Origin of the sequence: Bombella pluederhausensis, from assembly GCF_026385525.1 — a bacterium.
Lineage (GTDB): Bacteria > Pseudomonadota > Alphaproteobacteria > Acetobacterales > Acetobacteraceae > Bombella > Bombella pluederhausensis.
The window spans coordinates 202,253-223,061 of record NZ_JANIDY010000001.1 but is presented as its reverse complement, the minus strand read 5'-3'; the positions used below and the strand labels follow the sequence as shown (position 1 = coordinate 223,061).

The window sequence follows — 20,809 nt, the reverse complement described above, 5'->3', positions numbered from 1 at the left end:
ATCCCCCGGATACGCAAGCAGTTCATAACAAGAACGGGCGCATGGCCTGTTACCATGCGCCCGTTCTCTCACAAGACCATCAATCTGTAACTTCAGACTGTTCCAGCTGTTGGTGTCATGCCACTTCCCGCAGGAGCCACAGCCCCACCAGAAGATGGCACGGACGGCCTGCGGCCACTGAAGGACTGATCGTCATCATCCGTCCGGCCAAGAGGCTCGTCACGGATGAGACGTCCGATTTCCTCGCCCGTCAGCGTCTCATATTCCAGCAGGGCCTGAGCCACACGATGCAGGGCATCCATATGGGTCAGGATGATGTGACGGCAGGTGGCGTAAGCCTCATCCAGAATCTTGCGGACTTCCTGATCGACCTCACGGGCCGTCATGCCAGAGATGTTCTCCGCATCCGCATAATCCATCATGCCGAGCTTGTCGCTCATGCCCCATTTCGTGACCATATGGCGGGCAATGCTGGTTGCCCCCTGAATGTCGCCAGATGCCCCGGCACTGACCTCATCATGACCGAAGATGACTTCTTCCCCAATGCGACCGCCCATATAGGTCACGATCTTGGAGAAGCACCACTGACGCCTGTAAGCAAGATTATCCTTCTCTGGCAAAGGCTGCACCATCCCCAGAGCCTGACCACGTGGAACAATCGTTGCCTTATGGATAGGATCGGAACTAGGGCTGAAATAGGTCGCCAGAGCGTGAGCGGCCTCGTGATAGGCCGTCATCTTCTTCTCGGCATCATCAATGACGGCCGACCGGCGTTCTGCCCCCATCATCACCTTGTCACGAGCCTCATCAAACTGCGCCATGCTGACCGTCTTCAGGCCCAGACGGGCAGCAAACAGGGCAGCCTCATTAACCAGATTGGCCAGCTCCGCCCCGGAGAAACCGACCGTTCCACGAGCGATCACCTTCGGATTGACGTCAGAAGACAGGGGCAGCTTCTTCATGTGAACCTGAAGAATCTTCTCCCGCCCCTTCACGTCAGGATTGGGCACGACAACCTGACGGTCAAAACGGCCGGGACGCAGCAAAGCACGGTCCAACACATCAGGACGGTTGGTTGCGGCAATGAGGATGACACCCTCATTACTGTCAAAACCATCCATCTCCACGAGCATCTGGTTCAGTGTCTGCTCGCGCTCATCATTGCCGCCGCCCATGCCAGCGCCACGCTGACGGCCTACGGCGTCAATCTCATCAATGAAGATGATGCAGGGGGCATTCTTCTTGCCCTGCTCAAACATGTCACGGACACGGGATGCACCGACACCCACGAACATTTCCACGAAGTCGGAACCGGACACGCTGAAGAACGGCACATTAGCTTCACCCGCTACAGCACGGGCCAGCAGGGTCTTACCTGTACCGGGAGGGCCGACCAGCAGCACACCCTTGGGAATCTTACCGCCCAAGCGGGTATATTTCTGCGGGTCCTTGAGGAAGTCCACAATCTCCACGAGTTCTTCCTTGGATTCCTCCACACCGGCCACGTCCGCAAAAGTGACACGGCCTTTCTTCTCCACCATCATCTTGGCACGGGACTTGCCGAAGCTCATGGCACCTCGACCCGCACCGCCATTCTGCATCTGACGGAACAGCATGAAGCCCAGACCGACCATCAAAATGATCGGCAGGTAAGCAGCGATGTAACGAAGAATGGGGTTGTCATCATTCTGCGGCGGATGGGCTGTGACCTCCACGCCAGCCTCTGTCAGACGGGACACCATTGTCGGATCAGACGGGGCATAAGTCTCGAACGATGTGCCATTGGTCAACACACCAGAGATATTCTGTTCCCGAATGGCAACAGAACGGACCTCATGGCGTTCGACATCATGCACAAAGTCGGAATAGGCGATCTTTTGAACAGCCTGATGGCTGCCCCCCGGCTGGAATGCTGCCAGCACCCCAATGGCCGCCAGGACGATAATCACCCAGATCGCAACATTACGGCCAATGTTGTTCATCTCAAAAAAACCTCACAAAACGGAGCGCACAAGCACAGCCTGTGCCATATCGTATCTTCAAGATAAGTATTTCTGGCGGCGTTCCTACCCCCGGCAGGCGGGAATGAGAGAAAAACCCTCATTTTGTCCCATTTATTAAGCCGATTTCATCCTTTCCAGCTCCGTTCGCCTGTCAAGGGCGCGCCGCTATCCCAGACAAACGGCACACGGGGGAGATCATCACAAAGCCCCCGGCTATCCTCTGGCACGGCCACGACATCATCCCCTCTCCAAAGGGCAGGCAGAGCAGGCAGAACACACGCAGACACATCACGCCCCGCCCGTAAAAGACGGGCCTTCTTCTGCCCCAGAGCCGCAATCACACATTCGGGACGCTCAGGCCCCAGATACCGCCAGCGACCATCCCAGCGCTGCCCTTTCTGCGCCGGTGCTCTGTCATCCAGATTCCGGGCCTCACGATAGAGCATCCAGCCTGTTTCCCGCCCCCGCAGCGGCGCCAGACAGGCCCGCCCAAGAGCACCATGCTCAGCCTGCCACAAGGCCGCAACGGCCTGCCGGTTCGGCATATAATCCTGCCCCCCTACAAGACGAATCAGACGCCCCAGTAACTCATCTCGCAAGGCTTCCTGCCTGATTCCGGAAGACAGCTTCACCCAGCCTTCCGGTTGCCATTCACTCCAGCGTGCCAGCAGGGCCGCCAAATGCTGCTCATCAGACTGTTGGGCCGTACAGGCAGCCTTTCTGAGAACATGCATCTGCTGCCGCTCATCAGCCGTCAGGTCCTGCCGAACAGCGACACGGCGAAAACGGCGATTCTGGTTGGAAGGATCCTCACACCACGCCACACCGGCCTGACGCAGCGTGGCCCGCAGACGCTCCGGGCGCACAGTCAACAAGGGACGCAGGAGCACAATACGCCCTCTTATGGCCCGCCCTGCCATGCCACATAACCCACGAGGCCCACTGCCCCGCTCCTGCCGCATCCAGAGCGTTTCTTCCTGATCAGCCTCATGATGGGCTACCAGAAGACTGGATGATCCCGCCGCTACACAGGCCGCCTCCAGTGCCTCAAACCGTGCATCCCGTGCCCGTTCCTGAAGGCCACCGGGCTTCATCGTACCCAACGTCAACTGACGGGCTGGAATATCCAGAGCGGCCAGTCGGCGACAGGTCAGTGCTGCTTCTTCGGCTGATTCAGAGCGCAGTGCGTGATCCACCACAAGCGCCAGAATGTTCCGCCGCCAGCGCCTCGCCAGCACGGCCAGCGCCATGGAATCACCACCACCCGATACCGCCACGCAGACCGGATGAGTCGCATCATCTGGCCCCACAGGCTCCAGCCGTGCCATGAAGGCCGCAAACTCGCCATCCGTGACGGGTGCGGCTTCTAAACTCTGCTCCTTAATGACAGCTGGCTCGCTCACGGAAAATCTGCTCAGACGATTTCACACGTGCAGATGCATTGGGGAACTCCTTATGCAGCCGCTGCAAAGCCTCACAGGCCGCCGTCTTGTTGCCCAGTGCCAGCATGGATGCCGACACGCCGACCAGAGCCTCTGGCGCACGGGGGGAATCCGGAGAATGGCTATACACATCATAATAGGCCAGAGCCGCATTCTTATAGGCTTTCTGGCCCGCCAGAGACTGCGCCAAAAGATACTGGGCTTCTGTCCGGCTCCAGCCTGTCTTACTCTGTTTCAGAGCCTGACGGGCTTCTGACTCCGCCGTTTCATACTGATGAGACTTCAACGCAGCACGACCAGCCTGCAAAGCATCGGCGGCCGTATGGGGTGCCGCTGCTGGTTCGGCAGAAGATGTTGCCGCAGCAGCTGGTGCTGGCGCTGCCTCGACGGCACGAGCTGCCGTATGATGGCCATTCTCAAGGGCAAACTGCATGTCTCCGAGCTGCTTGCTGGTATTGGCCTCATCCTGACGTAGCTGATTGCTCATCTGCTCCATCTGGCCGTGCATTTCCCGCACCTGCCCTTCCAGAGCATTAACACGCTCCAGAAGATTGGCCACCAGATCGCCCCCACTCCGGCCAGAAGAAGACACGGACCGGCTTCCATCTGATGAAGATGAAGCAACAGGCGGTGCCAATGATGAGGAGCTGGATACGCTATCGCCCTGCCCATCAGAATCACTGAACACCTCGTCACCGCCATCATGCTGCCGGGCCAGTGCCTGATGCTGCTTCATAATGGCTTCACGGGACAGGCCATCATCCGCCCATGCGGGGCCTGAAGCCACGATGGCCGTGCAGGAAAGCAGGACAACCCCCAGAGCCCCTTTCAGAATCGCTGAAACAGGCCCCGGAACAGGCCAAGCATAATGACGCATGATCTTCATCTCCCAATGGACAGGCTATACTCGCACATAAAAAAAATCAGGCCGGTTTTATCAACCGGCCCGACTTCTCCCGAAGGGGCTCATCCACCCCTTCTACAGGCTTCCCGGAACCGGGTCTGCCTCAGCGGACAGACGTAATAGCGTTACGGTTCTGTGCCCATGCCTCCGGTGTGTCACCATCAGCTGTCGGCCGGTCCTTACCGTAGGAGATCGTCATGATACGGGACGGAGCAACGCCTTTAGCTTCCAGATATTCACGGGCAGCGTTGGCGCGGCGCTGGCCCAGAGCAATGTTGTATTCTTCCGTGCCACGGTCGTCACAGTTACCAGCCACGAGAATATTGACCTGCGGGTAACGAGCCAGCCACTCGGCCTGCTTGTCCAGCGTAGCACGGCCTTCACTGTTGAGCTGGTTCTTGTTCAGCTCAAAGTAAACACGGTCCCCGGCTGTAGCGACCAGGTCAGCCTCACTCCCCGGAACAGGGCCCTGATTGACCTGCTGCATGTTCTGGCCATCGCCATTATTATCGTGGTTCTTGTGGTTACCACTACAGGCGGCCAGGGCGCACATGCCCAGCACAGCGAACATCTTCAACTTCATGACAATCTCCTGCAAAAAGATGCACCCCATAAATGGGGATATTTTCACCCACCTGCAAGACGCAGACGAGGAAAGACAGATAGTGGCCATACAGACCACTAAAACCATGGAAGCACATACACTTCCATGGTTTCAAAATGGTTTCCTGTGCTTAGCGCCGCAGTGGCGACCATGCAGGGTCAGAGGCTCCGGTCGAAGTCGGGATGATGTGCTCATTAAAGCCCGCCACATCAATCACAGCCACATTGGAGGAGAAACCAGCCCCACCAGCTCCGGCAGCGTTCTGACGGCAGAAGGCCAGAGCACGACCATTCGGTGCAAAGCTTGGGCTCTCCACCGTGAAGCCCTGTGTCAGAGAACGCTCACCAACACCATCCGGCCCCATCACGCCAAGAGTGAACCCACCAGAACCAATGCGGACGAAGGCAATCTGATCGCCCCGTGGTGACCATACTGGCGAACCATAATGACCGCTGCCGTAAGAAATACGGTGCGCATTACCGCCATTGGCGCTCATCACATAAAGCTGCGGAGAACCGCCACGATCGGAGTTGAAAACAATGCTCTGGCCATCCGGGCTGAAGCACGGGCTGGTATCAATCACGCCCGGAGCTGATGTCAGACGGCGGCGCTGCTGTGTTGCCAGATCAATCAGATACAGGTCTGCCCCGCCATCCTTGGTTGTGGCAGAGAGAATAATGCTCCGCCCATCCGGAGAGAAACGAGGCGCAAAAGAAATACCCTCGAACGTCCCCAGAATAGTCTGCTGCCCCGAATTGAGATCATACACATACACACGGGGGCGGTTGTTGGCGTAGGACAGGAAAGCCAGCTTCTCACTGATCGGGCTGAAGCGGGGCTCCAGCGTCAGCCAGTTGCCATTGGTCAGCATGTGCGCATTCGCCCCATCCTGATCCATGATGGCCAAACGGGTGGACTGATGCCGCCGTGGGCCTGTCCGGGAAATATAGGCAATACGGGTATCAAAATACCCTTCTTCACCCAGCAGGCGCTTATAGATGGAATCGGCAATAATATGAGCAATACGGCGCCAGTTGCTCTGAGAGGCCGTATAAGCCCGACCTTCCATCTGCTGGCCAGCCACGACATCCCACAGGCGCATTTCCACCCGCACCTTGTCGGAACCGGCTGCACTGCCTGCCACGGCCACACGAGCCCCACGGCTTTTCAGAGCTGAGAAATCCGGTTGAGCGGAGGCTGGAACCGTCCCGCTCATTACCTGAAACAGCCCTGTACTGGAAAGGTCGGCAGAAATCACACCAGAAATCTGATTCCCCAGACCCGGCCCGAAATCTGGAATCACGATAGGAATCGGGGCCTGATGGGCACCAGCCACTGTAATCTCCGCTGGAGCACTCTCCGCCCACGCCCTGCTGCTCCCAAGAAGACCCAATGGCGTGACAAGCACGCCACCCGCCGCAGCCCCACCAAGCAGGGAACGGCGTGACAGATGCTTCTGGAGGAACCCGGCTTCGGTATCAGAAAAAAACGACATGCAATAACCTCAGATAAATCCAGCCTCAGGGCTTGAACAGAAAACGGAACTGCCGCACCTGCCCCAACATGCGCTTCGGCACAGGCAAACGGGAACAGGTCGGACTCAACACGGCATCCCTCGCCCGCTCGGCCTGTACCCGATAAGCCGGGTCCGCCGCCATACGGGCACGAGTTTCAGGCAAAAATGTGACCATACGAGCCTCACCGGACGCATCCACCGTCACCATCATGCGGGCGGAGAAACTCTGATAATTTCGTGCCAGAGTATCTTCCTGATAACAACGCTGAACGGAAGACCCGATGGCGTTCTGCTCGCCACTTGTCAGGGCCCCCGTATCACCGTCCGGGCGACCACCACCACGAGGGGCCCCACCCTGCGCCTGATTAGGCGTGGCCTTGGGTGGATGCTCCTGTTTCTCCTGACTGCGATATTCATCCAATGTCGCCAGAAGGGAGTGACTGTCTTCCTGAGTCTTCTTAGCATCATGCTGCTGCTCGGTGTGAGAAACCTGCGGCTTGACGGGCGGCTTCTCCACCTTGCGATCTGGCGCTTTCACCTGCGCCTGTTTATGCACAGGCTCCGGTTTCGGCTTGGCCTGCTCACTCACCTCACCCTTTTCCTGCACAGGAGCACGCTGCTGCACAGGCGTCTTCACAGCGACATGCGAAGGCTGCGGAGCAGCCTGCACAGGGCGAGGCGGCGGCGGAGCCGGTGGAGGCGGCTCAACGGGCTGAGGCTTTGGTGGTTTGGGAGCAGGTGGTGCTTTGGCCTCTACCGGAGCATGGGGCGCAGGAACATCTGCCTTATGAGCCGACTTTGCCGCTGGATGCGCCCCACCTGTGGCTTCATACACCACGGCAACCGTTTCCTCCGGTTTTGGTTCTGGCAAAGGGGGCTGCGGGTGCCAGAGAAGAAATCCCAGCACACCGCCATGCAGCAGCAGGGAGAGTGCAATACCCCCCGTAACCAGCCCGGACTGGCTCTGCTCCCGCCGCCGGTAAGGCGGCGGAATCTCATCAAAAGGCGATGATGCGGAGAAACTCACACAGGTCTCCTTACTGACCGCCCTGTGGCTGCTGCGCCAGCAGGGCAACATGCGTAAAGCCGCCAGCCGTGATCTGCCCCATCGTGCTCATCACCTTGCCATAATCAATATGGGCATCCGCCCGCACGAAAATACGGCGACCGGAATCATCACTTGCCAGCTGCCGCAGATGCGTCACGAGTTCATCCGCACTGACAGGATCATCCCCCAGATACAGGCTGCCATCGCTCTTGATGGAGACCGTGATGGGCTTGTCATCTGAATTGACCGGCTTGGCGCTTGTCTGTGGCAGGTCAACATTCACGCCGCTGGTCAGCATGGGGGCTGTCACCATGAAGATGATGAGCAGCACCAGCATCACATCCACCAGCGGGGTCACGTTGATGTTCGCTTCCGGGCTGGTGCGTCTGCCTCTGCCCCGCCCTCTGCGTGATGAAACCTCCATGATGCTCAGCCTCTCCCGCTGCCACGTTCTTCAGACTGACGGGACAGAATGGCAGCGAACTCGGTACCAAAACCTTCCATCCGCTCGGCGAAATGATCCACACTGCGGCTGATGAGGTTATAGGCCACATAGGCAGGGATAGCTGTAATCAGACCGATAGCCGTTGCAAAAAGGGCCTCAGAAATACCGGGAGCCACAACAGAAAGATTCGTATTATGCATGGAGGCAATAGAGCTGAAGGCATGCATGATCCCCCAGACCGTACCGAACAGCCCGACAAACGGAGCCACAGGCCCGATAGTCGCCAGCAGAACGATGTAACGGCTCAGCCGATCCGTCTCACGGGCCACCGTAATACCAATGGCACGGTCGATGCGGGCGGATGTCCCGCCATGGATCACATCGATTCCCGCAATACGGGATGAACGCCGCCATTCCCCCATTGCCGCACCAAAAACGGCCGCCATAGGATGAACAGGACGGGCGCCCTCACTATCGTAAAGATCATCAAGAGAACCACCGGACCAGAAACGATCCTCAAAAGCGGTAGCTTCCCTGTTCACACGGCGCAGGAGGAGCACTTTCTCCAGAATGATGGCCCAGACGAAAATACTGCACAGCACCAGCCCGATCATGACCAGCTGCACGACAAGCGAAGCGTTCAGGAACAGATGGAGAGGCGACAGCCCCGCCGCCCCAGCAGCACCCAGGGCACTCGAATTCACAGCCTGATCCACTCCGCTTTCTCCTGTTTTCTATAGTCGGTTCACTAAAGGACTACTGCCCATGTTGCAGCAGGATGCTTCTTTTTCAATGGCACAGGAAGCAGAAACAGCAAACATCTTAATGTTTAATCTTCTGTCAGACGGGCGAAGGGTCCTCAATCGCCAGTCCTGCCAGCCTTTCCTGACAGAAAGATGGCAAACGCATCGGAACCATGCCTTCCAGTTTCAGGCAGGCCAGTTCCACCTCTATCACTACGGCTTTCTGCCCGCCACGGGAGATATTGGTGATGACCTGTCGCAGCTTCAGCCGGGCTCCAGCCGCCTGAAGAAGCACCGTCTCCACATCCATCATCTCATCCAGCCGCAGGGGCGCATGATAGCGGATGCCCAACTGACGGACGACAAAAACGATCCCGTCCCGCTCAGACAACTCCCCGACATTAAGCCCCTGAGAGCGCAGAGCCTCAGCCCTTGCCCGTTCGGCAAATCCCAGATAGCGGGCATGATAGACAATGCCTCCAGCATCCGTATCCTCATAATAGATACGAAACTGGCAATGATGTGCCGCCATGTCGCTCTCCTTCGCTTACCGGGGCTGGCCTTACAGAAATCGCGGCGCCAGATCGTCCGAGGGTGGCGTGAGGCCGAGGTAACGCCAGCCCGGTTCGCCCAGCATCCGCCCCCGTGATGTCCTCAGAATCAGCCCTTCCTGAATCAGATACGGCTCCACGACATCTTCCAATGTATCACGGGCCTCTGCCAGAGCTGCCGCCAGAGTCTCCACCCCTACGGGGCCACCACGGTGATGTTCGGCAATGCGGCGCAGATAGCGCCTGTCCATCGCATCAAGGCCGTGACTATCCACCTCCAGTCGGGAAAGGGCGGCATCGGCCAGCGTCCGATCCACCACATGCTTCTTTGCCACGAGAGCAAAATCCCGCACACGGCGCAGCAGACGTCCCGCAATACGGGGTGTCCCACGGGAGCGGCGGGCGATCTCCTCGGCACCTTCATCCGTCAGAGCCATGCCAAGCTTCTCCGCCCCACGGCTGACGATCCGGCGCAATTCTTCCGGTGTGTAAAATACCAGACGCAACGGAATACCAAACCTGTCCCGCAACGGTGTTGCCAGCAGGCCGGAGCGTGTCGTTGCCGCCACAAGCGTGAAGGGAGCCAGATCGATCCGCACCGAGCGAGCCGCCGGTCCTTCACCAATAACGAGATCGAGCTGGAAATCTTCCATAGCCGGATAAAGAATTTCTTCAATCGCTGGCTGGAGACGATGAATTTCATCAATGAACAGCACGTCACGAGGCTGAAGATTCGTCAGAATAGCGGCCAAATCGCCCGCTCTCTGAATCACCGGCCCTGATGTAGCCCGAAAACCCACACCAAGCTCACGGGCGACAATCTGAGCGAGAGTCGTCTTGCCCAGCCCCGGCGGGCCGTGCAGCAGGACATGATCAAGAGCATCACCCCGCTTACGGGCTGCCTCGATGAAGATGGACAGATTTTCACGGCTGGCTTTCTGACCCGTAAAATCGGCCAGTGTCTGCGGGCGCAGGCTGACATCCGCCACATCCTCAGGCTGACGTGTAGCGTCCGTCTCCGGCGCACGGCCAAGAGGTGTCTCTGGTACAAACTGGTTCATCGGCCCTGCTCTTTCCCTCTACCCTTTGCCTACCGGGCCAGTTCCTTCAGGGCAAGCCGGATGATGACATCCAGCCCCTCACCTGCATTTTCTCCGATGATCCGGTTAACAATGGGCCAGCTTTCAGCACGGCGGAAGCCCAACCCTTCCAGCGCCATGAGCGCATCCTGCTCCAACCCTTCCGTGCTGTGGGTGCTGCCTTTGCTGGCAGCACCACTCACAGCAGTGAGATTCTGCCCGCTCATACTGGCTGGGGCAGGCATTTTAGCGACCTTGCCCTTCAGTTCTGTCAGAAGGCGGGTCGCCAGCTTGGGACCAACCCCGGCAGCCTGCGTGAAGGCCGTCTTATCCTCGGCATGCACGGCCTGCCAGAGCAGGCTGGGACGGCTGGCAGAAAGAATGGCCAGAGCCACACGGTTACCAACACCCTGAACAGTTGTGAGAAGGCGAAACCATGCCTGTTCATCGGCCTCGGCAAAGCCAAAGAGCTGGATGGCATCTTCCCGCACGATGGTTTCCACCAGCACACGGGCTAGTTCTGGCGGGCGTGGCAGAAGCCCCAGCGTATGGCTGGAGGCTGACACGACATACCCTACCCCATTCACATCAATGAGGCAGTGATCCCCTTCAATATGGGAGACAAGGCCGGTCAGCTGTCCAATCATGCCATGCGTACTCCTGTCGCCACATGCTGCGCACTTGCCCGATGATGGGCATGGCAGATGGCAATCGCCAGCGCATCGGACGCATCCGCCCTTTTGACTTCCGCCCCCGGCAAAAGACGGCGAACCATCATCGTGACCTGCTCCTTGGTGGCTGCACCCGTGCCCACCACCGAGCGTTTCACCGCCATGGCTCCATATTCATGCACGCTCAGCCCAGCGAGGGCCGGCACAAGAAGGGCCACACCACGGGCATAACCCAGCTTGAGCGTGGAGGAGCCGTTGCGGTTCACATAAGTTTCCTCAACGGCGGCCTCTGTGGGACCATACTGACGAATGAGCTTCATCAGCCCTTCATGAAGATCGCAGAGGCGGCGGGGAACATCATCACCGCTCTGGGTCGCCAGAACGCCATCAGCAACATGGCGCAGGCGGTTCCCCTCCACATCCACGATACCCCAGCCCATGAAACGCAGGCCGGGGTCGATCCCCATAAGACGGATCAAGCTGCCAGCGCCTCGGCCACATCGTCAGGGATGTCGAAATTGGCGTAGACAGACTGCACGTCATCATTTTCCTCAAACACATCAATCAGCTTGAGGACAGAACGGGCCTGATCTTCATCCAGTGTTACGGTCGTCTGCGGACGCCAGTCCAGCTTGGCAGAACGGGGCTCACCGAAGCGGCCTTCAAGCGCATCACGCACGCTCATCAGAGCTTCCATGGCCGTGGTGATCTCATGACCGTCTTCTGTGGTTTCCACATTGTCGGCACCGGCCTCGATGGCAGCTTCCAGCATGTCATCCTCGGATGCCGCATCCAGCGGATAGGTGATGACACCGATATGGTCGAAGCCGAAAGACACGGAATTGGTTTCCCCCATGGACCCGCCATGCTTGGAGAATGCCGCCCGGACTTCGGAAGCCGTACGGTTACGATTATCCGTCAGACCTTCGATGATGATGGCCACGCCAGCCGGGCCGTAGCCCTCATAACGGACGGCCACATAATCTTCACCACCACCGGCGCCGCTGGCCTTCTTGATGGCACGCTCGACCGTATCCTTAGGCATGTTGACTTCACGGGCTGCCGTGATAGCGGCACGCAGGCGGGGGTTCATGGCCGGGTCTGGCATACCGGACCGTGTTGCCACCGTGATCTCACGGATGACCTTGGCAAACTGCTTGGCACGCTTGGCATCCTGCGCCCCTTTGCGGTGCATGATGTTCTTAAATTGTGAATGTCCTGCCATGGACCTTACTTCTCCTACAAAACGTTGAACGTCTATATCCCATGCACCAGCAGCGTGCGCCAGAAAGCCGCCCGGAAAAGGCGGCCTCCTTCTTAAATCATCCTGCCGTGACAGTGCTTGAACTTCTGCCCGGACCCGCAAGGGCACGGTGCGTTACGAGGCACCTCATTCAGCCAGCGGGCCAGCGTGGCAGTATCCAGAGCCTCCTCGTCAGATGGCCCCTCCTCCATCAGGCCCGTAGGGGTCTGCGGCATAGTAGGGGCCTCGCTGACAGGCTGAACGTGAGCAATGGACTGCACGACACGCATCCGCAGGTCTTCCAGCATATAGGTGAACATCTGGAAGGCTTCCTGCTTGTACTCATTCAGCGGGTCACGCTGAGCATAAGCCCGCAGGCCGATCCCCTGACGCATCTGGTCCAGCCCATGCAGATGCTCTTTCCAAGCAGCATCAAACGATGTCAGCAGGATGTGCTTTTCGATCAGCCGCATCATGTCCGGGCCAACACCAGCAGAGCGGGCCGCATGGGCCTTCGTAGCTGTGTCCTCAATACGGTCGATCAGATGTTCCTCATCCATACCGTCTTCCTGCGCCCAGTCAGAGATCGGCATGTCCAGATTCAGAACACGGTACAGCTCCTTGGCCAGACCATCCACATCCCATGCCTCAACAAAGGAATTCTCAGGAATATGGGCGTGAACCAGCTCCTCGATCACCTTCCCCCGCATCTCAGCGATGACGCCTGAAAGATCGGTAGAAGCCATATACTCACGGCGCTGCGCATAAACTTCCTTACGCTGAGCATTCATGACATCGTCATATTTCAGCGTATTCTTGCGCATGTCGAAGTTACGGGCTTCGACCTTCTTCTGAGCCTTTTCCAGCGCCCGGTTCAGCCACGGATGCACGATAGCCTCGCCACGCTTCAGGCCCATCTTCTGCATCATCGCCCCCATACGGTCCGACCCGAAGATGCGAATCAGATCATCCTGAAGGGAGAGGAAGAAACGGGAATTACCCGGGTCACCCTGACGGCCAGAACGGCCACGAAGCTGGTTATCCACCCGGCGGCTCTCATGCCGCTCGGTCCCGATAACATACAGCCCGCCAAGCTCATGCACCTTCTTGTGATCAGCGGCCACCTGTGCACGGACTTTTTCCTCAACAGCGGCCCGTTCGGCTTCATCAACGATACCGGCAGTCTTCTCGGCCACAAGCATCTCGACATTACCACCGAGCTTGATGTCCGTTCCACGGCCCGCCATGTTCGTGGCGATGGTGATAGCCCCCGGTGCACCAGCCTGTGCAATGATGCTCGCCTCACGCTCGTGATGACGGGCATTCAGCACATTATGCGGAATGCGCTTCTGCCGCAGCAGATGAGACAGCACTTCACTCTGCTCAATGGAGGCCGTACCGACAAGGATGGGCTGACCCGTCTCATGTACCTTGCGGACAAGCTCTGCCACGGCCTCATATTTTTCTTCCGCCGTGAGATAGACCTCATCATCCGCATCCTTACGGCGCACGGGCAGATTTGTCGGAATCTCCACGACCTGAAGATTGTAAATCTCGGCGAACTCATCCGCTTCAGTCATGGCTGTGCCGGTCATACCAGCCAGCTTGGGGTAAAGACGGAAATAATTCTGGAAGGTAATGGAAGCCAGCGTCTGGTTTTCCTGCTGGATTTCCACGCCTTCCTTGGCTTCCAGCGCCTGATGAAGACCGTCCGAATAACGGCGGCCGTCCATCATACGCCCCGTGAACTCGTCAATCAGCATGACCTTGCCGTCACGGACGATATAGTCCACGTCCTTCGTGAACAGGACCTGCGCCCGCAGAGACTGCTGAACATGATGAACAACAGACACATTATGCAGGTCGTACAGCCCCCCCTCATGCAGCAAACCAGCCTGCTGGAGGAGCTCCTCGACACGGTCTGATCCCTTTTCCGTCAGCGTGACGGTGCGCAGCTTCTCGTCCTTCTCGAAGACATCCGGCTCCTTGATGAGATCAAGGATGACGGCATCCACATGACGGTAAAGGTCAGAACTGTCATCCGCAGGACCGGAAATGATGAGCGGTGTGCGGGCCTCATCAATCAGGATGCTGTCCACCTCATCCACGATGGCAAAGCTGAAAGCACGCTGGACCATTTCCTCCAGCGAATATTTCATGTTGTCCCGCAGATAATCGAAACCGAACTCATTGTTGGTTCCGTAGGTGATATCCGCACCATAGGCAGCACGGCGCTGGTCATCTGTCAGGTTCGGAATGATGACACCCGTGGTCAGACCAAGAAAGCCATAGAGGCGTGACATCTCCTCAGCGTCACGCTTGGCCAGATAATCGTTGACGGTAACAACATGCACGCCCTTGCCTGTCAACGCATTCAGGTAGACAGCCAGCGTACCGACAAGGGTTTTCCCTTCACCCGTCCGCATCTCGGCGATGCGACCATCATGCAGCACCATGCCGCCGATGAGCTGCACGTCAAAGTGACGCATACCCAGCACACGGCGTGACGCCTCACGACAGACGGCAAAAGCCTCATTCAGCAGGTCATCCAGAGAAGCCCCGTCAGCCAGACGCTGCCGAAACTCTGCCGTCTTGCCTTTCAGTTCATCATCCGTGAGAGCCTGCACCTGCGGCTCCAGAGCATTGATCTCCGGCACACGCCGCTGATACTTCTTGAGTGAGCGGTCGTTAGAGTGGCCAAAAAGGGCGCGAGCAAGGCGTGAAAGCATGGGTTACCCTGAAAATTTTGCCATCAGCGGCCAACATGCCTTCTTCTCTCCTCAGGAAAGGCCAGAAGACACCTGCTACGGATGGTCACAACGCTTTTCATATATGCACGACATAAGGGGCTGCGCCATCATGGTCAATGAAAAAGCCCCTTTCACCTCCCTCATGCAGCGCCATTCTCCGCTTTTTTACACCCCGCCAGCCTCGCCGGGACCATCCCTGAAACTGTAATGGAAGCACACAGCGCTACTCCCACAGGGAAAATGACATAAAAGATAGGAAATACTTCGCCTTTCCTACAGTAATACCCTTGCGGTAAAAAGCAGGCTTTGTCATGGTAAATGGGCTGAGTTTTAACAGATCGCAACAATGACGAGGTCTTTCATGCGGCTCTCCCGCTCCCTTCTACTGTGCACAGCCCTTATCGGGGGTTTCTCCTCCTCGCTGACCGCAAAGGCCGTGGCTGCCGATGCTCCAGCTTCTGCACAGCCCGCAGCGCAGCCGCAGGCAAAACCCGCCGCAGACCCGAACATGCTGCTGGCCACCGTGAATGACCAGAAGATCACTCTGGGCGATGTACAGCATGCTGCTGCCACTCTGCCGCCAGAAGCCCGCCAGCTTCAGCCTTCCGTCATCATTCCGCTGCTGATCAATCAGCTCATTGACCAGAAGGCCATCCAGATTCAGGCCGACAAGGAAGGTCTTGCCAACAAGCCTGCCGTCAAGGCCGCCATGGAAGCCGCTGCCAACAATGTGCTCCAGAACGCCTATCTGGAGGAACAGGTTGCTCCGAAGCTGACGGATGATGCCCTGAAGGCCTATTATCAGGAGCATTATGCGTCCAAGAAACCTGAGGAAGAAGTGCACGCCCGCCACATCCTCGTGGACAGCGAAGCCAAGGCACAGAGCATCATCCGCCAGCTGAACAAGGGTGCAGACTTCGCCAAGCTGGCCAGCCGTCTCTCCACAGATAAGGCTTCTGGTGGAACAAACGGCGGTGATCTGGGCTGGTTCAAGCGTGGTGACATGATCCCCGACTTCTCCAATGCTGCTTTCGCCATGAAGTCCGGTAGCATCACCCAGAAGCCCGTCCATACCCAGTATGGCTGGCATGTGATTCAGGTTCTGGGCACCCGCACAGCTCCGGTGCCGAGCTTTGAGCAGGTGCGTGACCAGATCCGCCGTGATCTGATCCGTCAGGAAGTCCGCAAGGTTGTGGAAGCTGCCGAGAAGCAGGCTCACATCGTTCATTACGATGCCAAGGGTCAGCCCATCACCAGCGCTCCGGCTCCTGCCGCCGCACCAGCAGAGGCAGCACACTGAGCCATGGCCAAGCCATATCCCCGCTCCCCGCTGGCACTCTCTCTGCCTAAGCTGACCTCGATTGCCGGGGTGCGGCTCAGTGGTGTGGAAGCCAACATCCGCTATCAGGGACGGACCGACCTCATGCTGGTCGAGTTCGCTCCCGGTACGACAGCTGCGGGTGTGTTCACCCGCAATCTCTGCCCCGGCGCTCCTATCCCCTGGTGTCGCCGTGCGCTTGCCAGCACACCCAATGCACGGGCGCTGCTGGTCAATTCAGGCAATGCGAATGTCTTCACGGGTCGTGCCGGGGAAGAAGCCGTAGTGGCCTGCGCCGGTGAAGTCGCCCATCAGCTCGGCTGCCCGGTTGAGGATGTCTTCCTTGCCTCCACAGGTGTGATTGGCGAGACACTTCCCTACAAGAAGATTCTTGCCGCTCTGCCAGCCGCCATTGAGGGGCTACATGACGACAAGTGGGAAGATGCCGCTCGTGCCATCATGACCACGGATACCTTCCCCAAGGCCGCCCGCCGTGAAGTGACGATTGGCAATACAACCGTCTGCATTCAGGGTATCGCCAAAGGGTCAGGCATGGTTGCGCCGGACATGGCCACGATGCTGGCCTATGTCGCCACCGATGCCACCCTGCCCCAGCCTGTGCTTCAGGCCCTGCTGGAAGAAGGTGTCGGACCGAGCTTCAACTCCATCACGGTTGATTCTGACACATCCACGTCTGACATGCTGATGCTCTTTGCAACAGGGCAGGCCAAGCATGATGAAATCAGCAGCCACGAGGATTCTGCTCTGGCAGAGTTCCGGGCAGCGCTGAAGGACCTGCTCCATGAGCTGGCCCTGCTGGTCGTGCGTGATGGCGAAGGTGCTACCAAGCTGATCCGCGTGGATGTGCAGGGTGCCCAGAGCGATGAATCGGCCCGCCGGATCGCCATGGCCATCGCCAACTCCCCGCTGGTGAAAACCGCCATCGCTGGGGAAGACGCCAACTGGGGACGCATCGTCATGGCTGTTGGCAAAAGTGGTGAACCTGCCGATAGAGACCGCCTTTCCATCGCCATTGGGGACCATTGGGTTGCCAGCAAGGGCGGTGTGAAGGAGCATGATGTCGAAGCTCTGGATGCCTACATGCGCCAGCAGGAAATCACGATCACGGCTGATCTTGGTCTCAACCATGGTTGTGCCAGTGTTTGGACCTGCGACCTGACCCATGGTTACATCGACATAAACGGCTCTTATCGGAGCTAACCCCGGATAAGGCGTTTTCCTGCCACACCGGGTACAGGCCCTTCCTGCCCTGAAAGGGAGCTGGAAGGGCCTGTTTTCATATGGTTATCCAAAAACCAACCTTCACTTTACCGACAGCGCCCCGCCATACAGCAGAAAACCATACCGATTACCATGACGGGGCTTGTATATACCGATATGGGCAGCTACAGCACGACTCTGCTGCGCGTCCTGCTTGCGCCTGTCATGTCAGAAAAACGAGGAACGGTTCATGTCCGCAAAAAAACATGTCGTCATTCTGGGAGGTGGTGTTGGCGGACTGGAAGCCGCAACCCAACTGAGCCACAACCCGCACGTCAAGATCACTCTGATCGACCAGAACGCCGTTCATATCTGGAAGCCGGTGCTGCATGAGCTGGCATCCGGCACGATCGGCCAGAAGGGCAACCTGTTTGCGTTCAATGAACTCGCCAAACGCTTCGGTTTCTCCTTCATCCAGAGCACGATGGACACCATCGACACGGTCACCAAGACCCTAAATCTGGAAAATGGGCAGGTCCTGAATTACGATCTGCTTATTGTGGCGCTGGGTGCCTGCGCTAACGATTTCGGTACGCCGGGGGCAAAGGAAAACTGCCTTTTCCTCAATACTCTGGCCGATGCCAACACCATTCACAGCCGCTTCCGCTCTCTCATCGAGCGGGCACAGCTGACCAACAAGCCCGTCAATATGAGCATCGTGGGCGGTGGTGCAACGGGTGTGCAGCTGGCCGCTGAGCTCTGTCAGGCCATCGACAATACGCCCGGCCTTGGCCCGAGCGCCCGCAGCAAGCTGCTGAAACCGACATTGATCGAAGCGCAGGACCGCCTCCTGCCGCCTTTCCCGGAACAGGTTTCTGCAGAAGCCAAAGCCGAGCTGGAGAAACTTGGTTTCGATGTCATCACAAATGGCATGGTTAGCGAAGTTGGTTGCGGCTATATTGCCCTCAAGGACGGCCGCCGCATTGATTCCGACTTCCCCATCTGGGCTGCCGGTGTGAAGGCCTGCGCTGCAACATCTCTCCTCAAGGACCTTGAGTTGAGCCGCAGCGGGCAGATCATGGTTAATGAAACGCTCCAGACTACCAAAGACCCCTCCATCTACGCCATCGGTGACTGTGCCCGTATGGAAGTTAACCCAACAGCCCCCACAGCACAGGCTGCCCGGCAGGAAGGCCGCTATGTGGGCCGTGTTGCCATTCCCCGCCAGCTCTCAGGCAAGTCTCCCGTGCCATTCGTCTATACCGACCGTGGCTCTGTCGTGGCTCTGGGTGACTATAATGCATGGGGCATGTGGCCTTCCAAAAAAGGCTTTGGTGGCCATGGGCTGAGTGCTCAGCTGGCCCGCTTCATTCATGAAGGGCTTTTCCGCCAGCATCAGATGGGCCTGAGCGGTATCTTCCGCACAGTCTGCGCCGCCCTTGCCGCACGGTTCCGCCCCAATAACCCGGACCTGAACGGCAAACAGGAACAGAACGAAAAGAAATAAGACGTTTTCCCGTCATTCTTACGAAAAAGCCCCCTTATACCCACTGGTAAAAGGGGGCTTTTTCATGGAGGCTGCATGGATCGCAAGACAGAAACCAGCAGACCCCCTATACTGTGCAGAAATGCCATCATGATCCGTATGGTTGGGCAGCATGACAGCCGTTCCACCTGCATTACGGCCACTGGGAGTTTCCCGCCATGACATCATCCTGCACAGACTCCACCGCTGCGGCGTCCATCACGACAGAAGAACAGATCTGGGAAAACGGTTTTGCCTTTCTCCCAGCACGAGACGCCAGAACATGGCTGGAGCCCTATGGCCTGAAAGACTGGCAGACATTCGCCGATAGCTGGAATGATCTGGGCATGGACCTCTATATGGCAGATGGAGGGCGCTACCGCCGCCGCCGCTACGGGACCTTCTCCATCACCGGCGACAGCCTGATTCGTAAAGAGCACCAGCCCCATTATCAGAGCCGGGATTACAATCTGCTCAATGGAGGTGTGGAACGCTGGTTCAGCCCCATTACCGATGAGATGGGGCAACACCCTGCCCTTACGGCCATTCTGCAGGCCGCCTCCACCATGGCAGATCACCTCTCACCGGAACGCCCCCAGCCTGCCCCGTGGCATGTGGAAGTGCACCAGTTCCGCATTGAGGCCGCAACCGATGCAGATGCCCTCCCCACACCGGAAGGCATGCATCGTGATGGCGTGGACTGGGTGTTCGTCTTCATGGTCAACCGCTCCAACATACGCGAGGGTGTCACCAGCATCCATGCGCTGGACCAGCAGACCGTGTTAGGCTCCTTCACCCTGACGGACCCGCTGGATACGGCCATCGTGGACGATCACCGTGTCTATCATGGTGTAACTGCCGTGGAGCCGGAAGACCCTACCCTTCCAGCTTATCGAGACGTTCTTGTCGTCACGTTGCGCTATGAATGATGACCCGTACCCCCCTGCCAGCATGGCGGGCTTTTCACATCTTCTTCCAGCTCTTGATAGAGGATACGCCATGATTCTGTCACATCATCGCTTCACCAGACATCTGCTCCGTTCCGCCATCATCATGACCATGTCTGGCATGGCCCTGACCATCGCCCCCGCTGGGGCGGCCTCCCAGAGACATGCTGCCCATCACCACCGTGGTGGCCAGCAAGCCGGTACGATTCCTGTAGAGCTGAAGTCCCAACCCGGTACGGAGCTGGACAAACAGGCCCGCAAACTGAATGCCGACCTGCTGGAAGATGCAACACGTCATCATGAACAGCCCATCGTGCTGACAGGCACAGCCCAGCTTGCCCCCAAACAAAAGGACATGATCCTGTTCGTCCAGCTTCAGTCCTACCGTCTGTGCGGATCAGCTGGCTGCACGACCTCCATTTATCGCAAGAATGGCGATAAATGGGACACACTGCTGGATAGCGTGAACGGCACCATCCGCATCGCCCGTCAGCGCCGTAATGGCATGGCTGACATCGTTGTTGATGGAAATGATCGCTGGGTCTTCGATGGCCAGAAATATCAGGACACGCTCAACAGCCCGTAAGCCTTTCCCCTTCCACCGCCTGCCTATCGGGCGGTGGAACACTCATATGTCATAAAACGAAAAATATTTTTTACAGTTTTTTATATAGGAATGGCCCTATCCTGATCTGACAGATACGTTCTATTAACAGATGTTCATTTAGTGCCCTCAATAATCATACGATCTTCTCCTACCTCATACTTATCATATAACATTATGCTTATATGTGCATGG

The 20,809-nt window shown here is 57.8% G+C and carries 19 protein-coding genes; 5 read left to right on the top strand and 14 right to left on the bottom strand.

The genetic code is table 11. From position 1 onward, the window contains the following. Positions 1–92: 92 nt before the first annotated feature. From ftsH to secA, 14 genes are all read right to left on the bottom strand, one after another. On the bottom strand, positions 93–1,982 hold the full coding sequence (gene ftsH / locus NQF86_RS01010; RefSeq protein ID WP_266115766.1) for an ATP-dependent zinc metalloprotease FtsH: 1,890 nt from the start codon (positions 1,980–1,982) through the stop codon (positions 93–95). A 146-nt stretch (positions 1,983–2,128) separates the two neighbouring features. Next, a complete protein-coding gene (gene tilS, locus NQF86_RS01005; RefSeq protein WP_266115765.1) occupies positions 2,129–3,406 on the bottom strand; it encodes a tRNA lysidine(34) synthetase TilS in 1,278 nt (425 codons plus the stop codon). Then, positions 3,384–4,322, bottom strand: a complete 939-nt coding sequence (locus tag NQF86_RS01000; protein WP_266115764.1) for a tetratricopeptide repeat protein — start codon at positions 4,320–4,322, stop codon at positions 3,384–3,386. Before NQF86_RS01000 ends, tilS begins: the two co-directional genes overlap by 23 nt. A 130-nt stretch (positions 4,323–4,452) precedes the next feature. Beyond that, complete coding sequence (pal, locus tag NQF86_RS00995; RefSeq protein WP_266115763.1) at positions 4,453–4,932, bottom strand: peptidoglycan-associated lipoprotein Pal; 480 nt, start codon at positions 4,930–4,932, stop codon at positions 4,453–4,455. A 151-nt stretch (positions 4,933–5,083) separates the two neighbouring features. Continuing rightward, positions 5,084–6,448, bottom strand: coding sequence for a Tol-Pal system beta propeller repeat protein TolB (gene tolB, locus NQF86_RS00990; RefSeq protein ID WP_266115762.1), 1,365 nt, complete (start codon positions 6,446–6,448; stop codon positions 5,084–5,086). Between the two features lie 25 nt (positions 6,449–6,473). After that, positions 6,474–7,496 (bottom strand): energy transducer TonB, encoded by a 1,023-nt coding sequence (locus tag NQF86_RS00985; RefSeq protein ID WP_266115761.1) that lies wholly within the window; start codon positions 7,494–7,496, stop codon positions 6,474–6,476. Between the two features lie 10 nt (positions 7,497–7,506). After that, a complete protein-coding gene (gene tolR, locus NQF86_RS00980; protein WP_266115760.1) occupies positions 7,507–7,941 on the bottom strand; it encodes a protein TolR in 435 nt (144 codons plus the stop codon). 5 nt (positions 7,942–7,946) lie between these two features. Then, positions 7,947–8,678, bottom strand: coding sequence for a protein TolQ (tolQ, locus tag NQF86_RS00975; RefSeq protein WP_266115759.1), 732 nt, complete (start codon positions 8,676–8,678; stop codon positions 7,947–7,949). A gap of 124 nt (positions 8,679–8,802) precedes the next feature. Further along, positions 8,803–9,237, bottom strand: a complete 435-nt coding sequence (locus NQF86_RS00970) for a YbgC/FadM family acyl-CoA thioesterase (RefSeq protein WP_266115758.1) — start codon at positions 9,235–9,237, stop codon at positions 8,803–8,805. Positions 9,238–9,267: 30 nt separating this feature from the next. Beyond that, a complete protein-coding gene (gene ruvB, locus NQF86_RS00965) occupies positions 9,268–10,317 on the bottom strand; it encodes a Holliday junction branch migration DNA helicase RuvB (protein ID WP_266115757.1) in 1,050 nt (349 codons plus the stop codon). Positions 10,318–10,346: 29 nt separating this feature from the next. Beyond that, the gene (ruvA, locus tag NQF86_RS00960; RefSeq protein ID WP_266115756.1) at positions 10,347–10,982 is read right to left on the bottom strand and encodes a Holliday junction branch migration protein RuvA; all 636 of its coding nucleotides are present in this window, start codon (positions 10,980–10,982) and stop codon (positions 10,347–10,349) included. Next, complete coding sequence (gene ruvC / locus NQF86_RS00955; protein ID WP_266115755.1) at positions 10,979–11,485, bottom strand: crossover junction endodeoxyribonuclease RuvC; 507 nt, start codon at positions 11,483–11,485, stop codon at positions 10,979–10,981. Before ruvC ends, ruvA begins: the two co-directional genes overlap by 4 nt. Further along, positions 11,482–12,231: a YebC/PmpR family DNA-binding transcriptional regulator gene (locus NQF86_RS00950; protein ID WP_266115754.1), complete on the bottom strand. Its 750-nt coding sequence runs from the start codon at positions 12,229–12,231 to the stop codon at positions 11,482–11,484. Before NQF86_RS00950 ends, ruvC begins: the two co-directional genes overlap by 4 nt. Before the next feature lie 92 nt (positions 12,232–12,323). Next, positions 12,324–14,978, bottom strand: a complete 2,655-nt coding sequence (gene secA, locus NQF86_RS00945) for a preprotein translocase subunit SecA (protein WP_266115753.1) — start codon at positions 14,976–14,978, stop codon at positions 12,324–12,326. A gap of 367 nt (positions 14,979–15,345) precedes the next feature. On the opposite strand from secA, the gene NQF86_RS00940 reads away from it, so the two are divergent. From NQF86_RS00940 to NQF86_RS00920, 5 genes are all read left to right on the top strand, one after another. Beyond that, positions 15,346–16,299, top strand: a complete 954-nt coding sequence (locus NQF86_RS00940; RefSeq protein ID WP_266115752.1) for a peptidylprolyl isomerase — start codon at positions 15,346–15,348, stop codon at positions 16,297–16,299. Positions 16,300–16,302: 3 nt separating this feature from the next. After that, complete coding sequence (argJ, locus tag NQF86_RS00935; protein WP_266115751.1) at positions 16,303–17,538, top strand: bifunctional glutamate N-acetyltransferase/amino-acid acetyltransferase ArgJ; 1,236 nt, start codon at positions 16,303–16,305, stop codon at positions 17,536–17,538. Positions 17,539–17,788: 250 nt separating this feature from the next. Further along, the gene (locus tag NQF86_RS00930) at positions 17,789–19,045 is read left to right on the top strand and encodes an NAD(P)/FAD-dependent oxidoreductase (protein WP_266115750.1); all 1,257 of its coding nucleotides are present in this window, start codon (positions 17,789–17,791) and stop codon (positions 19,043–19,045) included. Positions 19,046–19,242: 197 nt separating this feature from the next. Further along, on the top strand, positions 19,243–19,992 hold the full coding sequence (locus tag NQF86_RS00925) for a 2OG-Fe dioxygenase family protein (RefSeq protein ID WP_266115749.1): 750 nt from the start codon (positions 19,243–19,245) through the stop codon (positions 19,990–19,992). A 70-nt stretch (positions 19,993–20,062) separates the two neighbouring features. After that, positions 20,063–20,596 carry a hypothetical protein gene (locus NQF86_RS00920; protein ID WP_266115748.1) on the top strand — a complete coding sequence of 178 codons (534 nt, stop codon included), beginning with the start codon at positions 20,063–20,065 and terminating at the stop codon, positions 20,594–20,596. Positions 20,597–20,809 lie beyond the last annotated feature (213 nt).

What these genes read in the sequence shown, in the direction of transcription:
- ftsH (WP_266115766.1), bottom strand. Translation starts at nt 1,982, where the DNA reads ATGAACAACATTGGCCGTAATGTTGCGATCTGGGTGATTATCGTCCTG.
- NQF86_RS01000 (WP_266115764.1), bottom strand. Translation starts at nt 4,322, where the DNA reads ATGCGTCATTATGCTTGGCCTGTTCCGGGGCCTGTTTCAGCGATTCTG.
- pal (WP_266115763.1), bottom strand. Translation starts at nt 4,932, where the DNA reads ATGAAGTTGAAGATGTTCGCTGTGCTGGGCATGTGCGCCCTGGCCGCC.
- tolB (WP_266115762.1), bottom strand. Translation starts at nt 6,448, where the DNA reads ATGTCGTTTTTTTCTGATACCGAAGCCGGGTTCCTCCAGAAGCATCTG.
- tolR (WP_266115760.1), bottom strand. Translation starts at nt 7,941, where the DNA reads ATGGAGGTTTCATCACGCAGAGGGCGGGGCAGAGGCAGACGCACCAGC.
- NQF86_RS00970 (WP_266115758.1), bottom strand. Translation starts at nt 9,237, where the DNA reads ATGGCGGCACATCATTGCCAGTTTCGTATCTATTATGAGGATACGGAT.
- ruvB (WP_266115757.1), bottom strand. Translation starts at nt 10,317, where the DNA reads ATGAACCAGTTTGTACCAGAGACACCTCTTGGCCGTGCGCCGGAGACG.
- ruvA (WP_266115756.1), bottom strand. Translation starts at nt 10,982, where the DNA reads ATGATTGGACAGCTGACCGGCCTTGTCTCCCATATTGAAGGGGATCAC.
- NQF86_RS00950 (WP_266115754.1), bottom strand. Translation starts at nt 12,231, where the DNA reads ATGGCAGGACATTCACAATTTAAGAACATCATGCACCGCAAAGGGGCG.
- secA (WP_266115753.1), bottom strand. Translation starts at nt 14,978, where the DNA reads ATGCTTTCACGCCTTGCTCGCGCCCTTTTTGGCCACTCTAACGACCGC.
- NQF86_RS00940 (WP_266115752.1), top strand. Translation starts at nt 15,346, where the DNA reads ATGACGAGGTCTTTCATGCGGCTCTCCCGCTCCCTTCTACTGTGCACA.
- argJ (WP_266115751.1), top strand. Translation starts at nt 16,303, where the DNA reads ATGGCCAAGCCATATCCCCGCTCCCCGCTGGCACTCTCTCTGCCTAAG.
- NQF86_RS00930 (WP_266115750.1), top strand. Translation starts at nt 17,789, where the DNA reads ATGTCCGCAAAAAAACATGTCGTCATTCTGGGAGGTGGTGTTGGCGGA.
- NQF86_RS00925 (WP_266115749.1), top strand. Translation starts at nt 19,243, where the DNA reads ATGACATCATCCTGCACAGACTCCACCGCTGCGGCGTCCATCACGACA.
- NQF86_RS00920 (WP_266115748.1), top strand. Translation starts at nt 20,063, where the DNA reads ATGATTCTGTCACATCATCGCTTCACCAGACATCTGCTCCGTTCCGCC.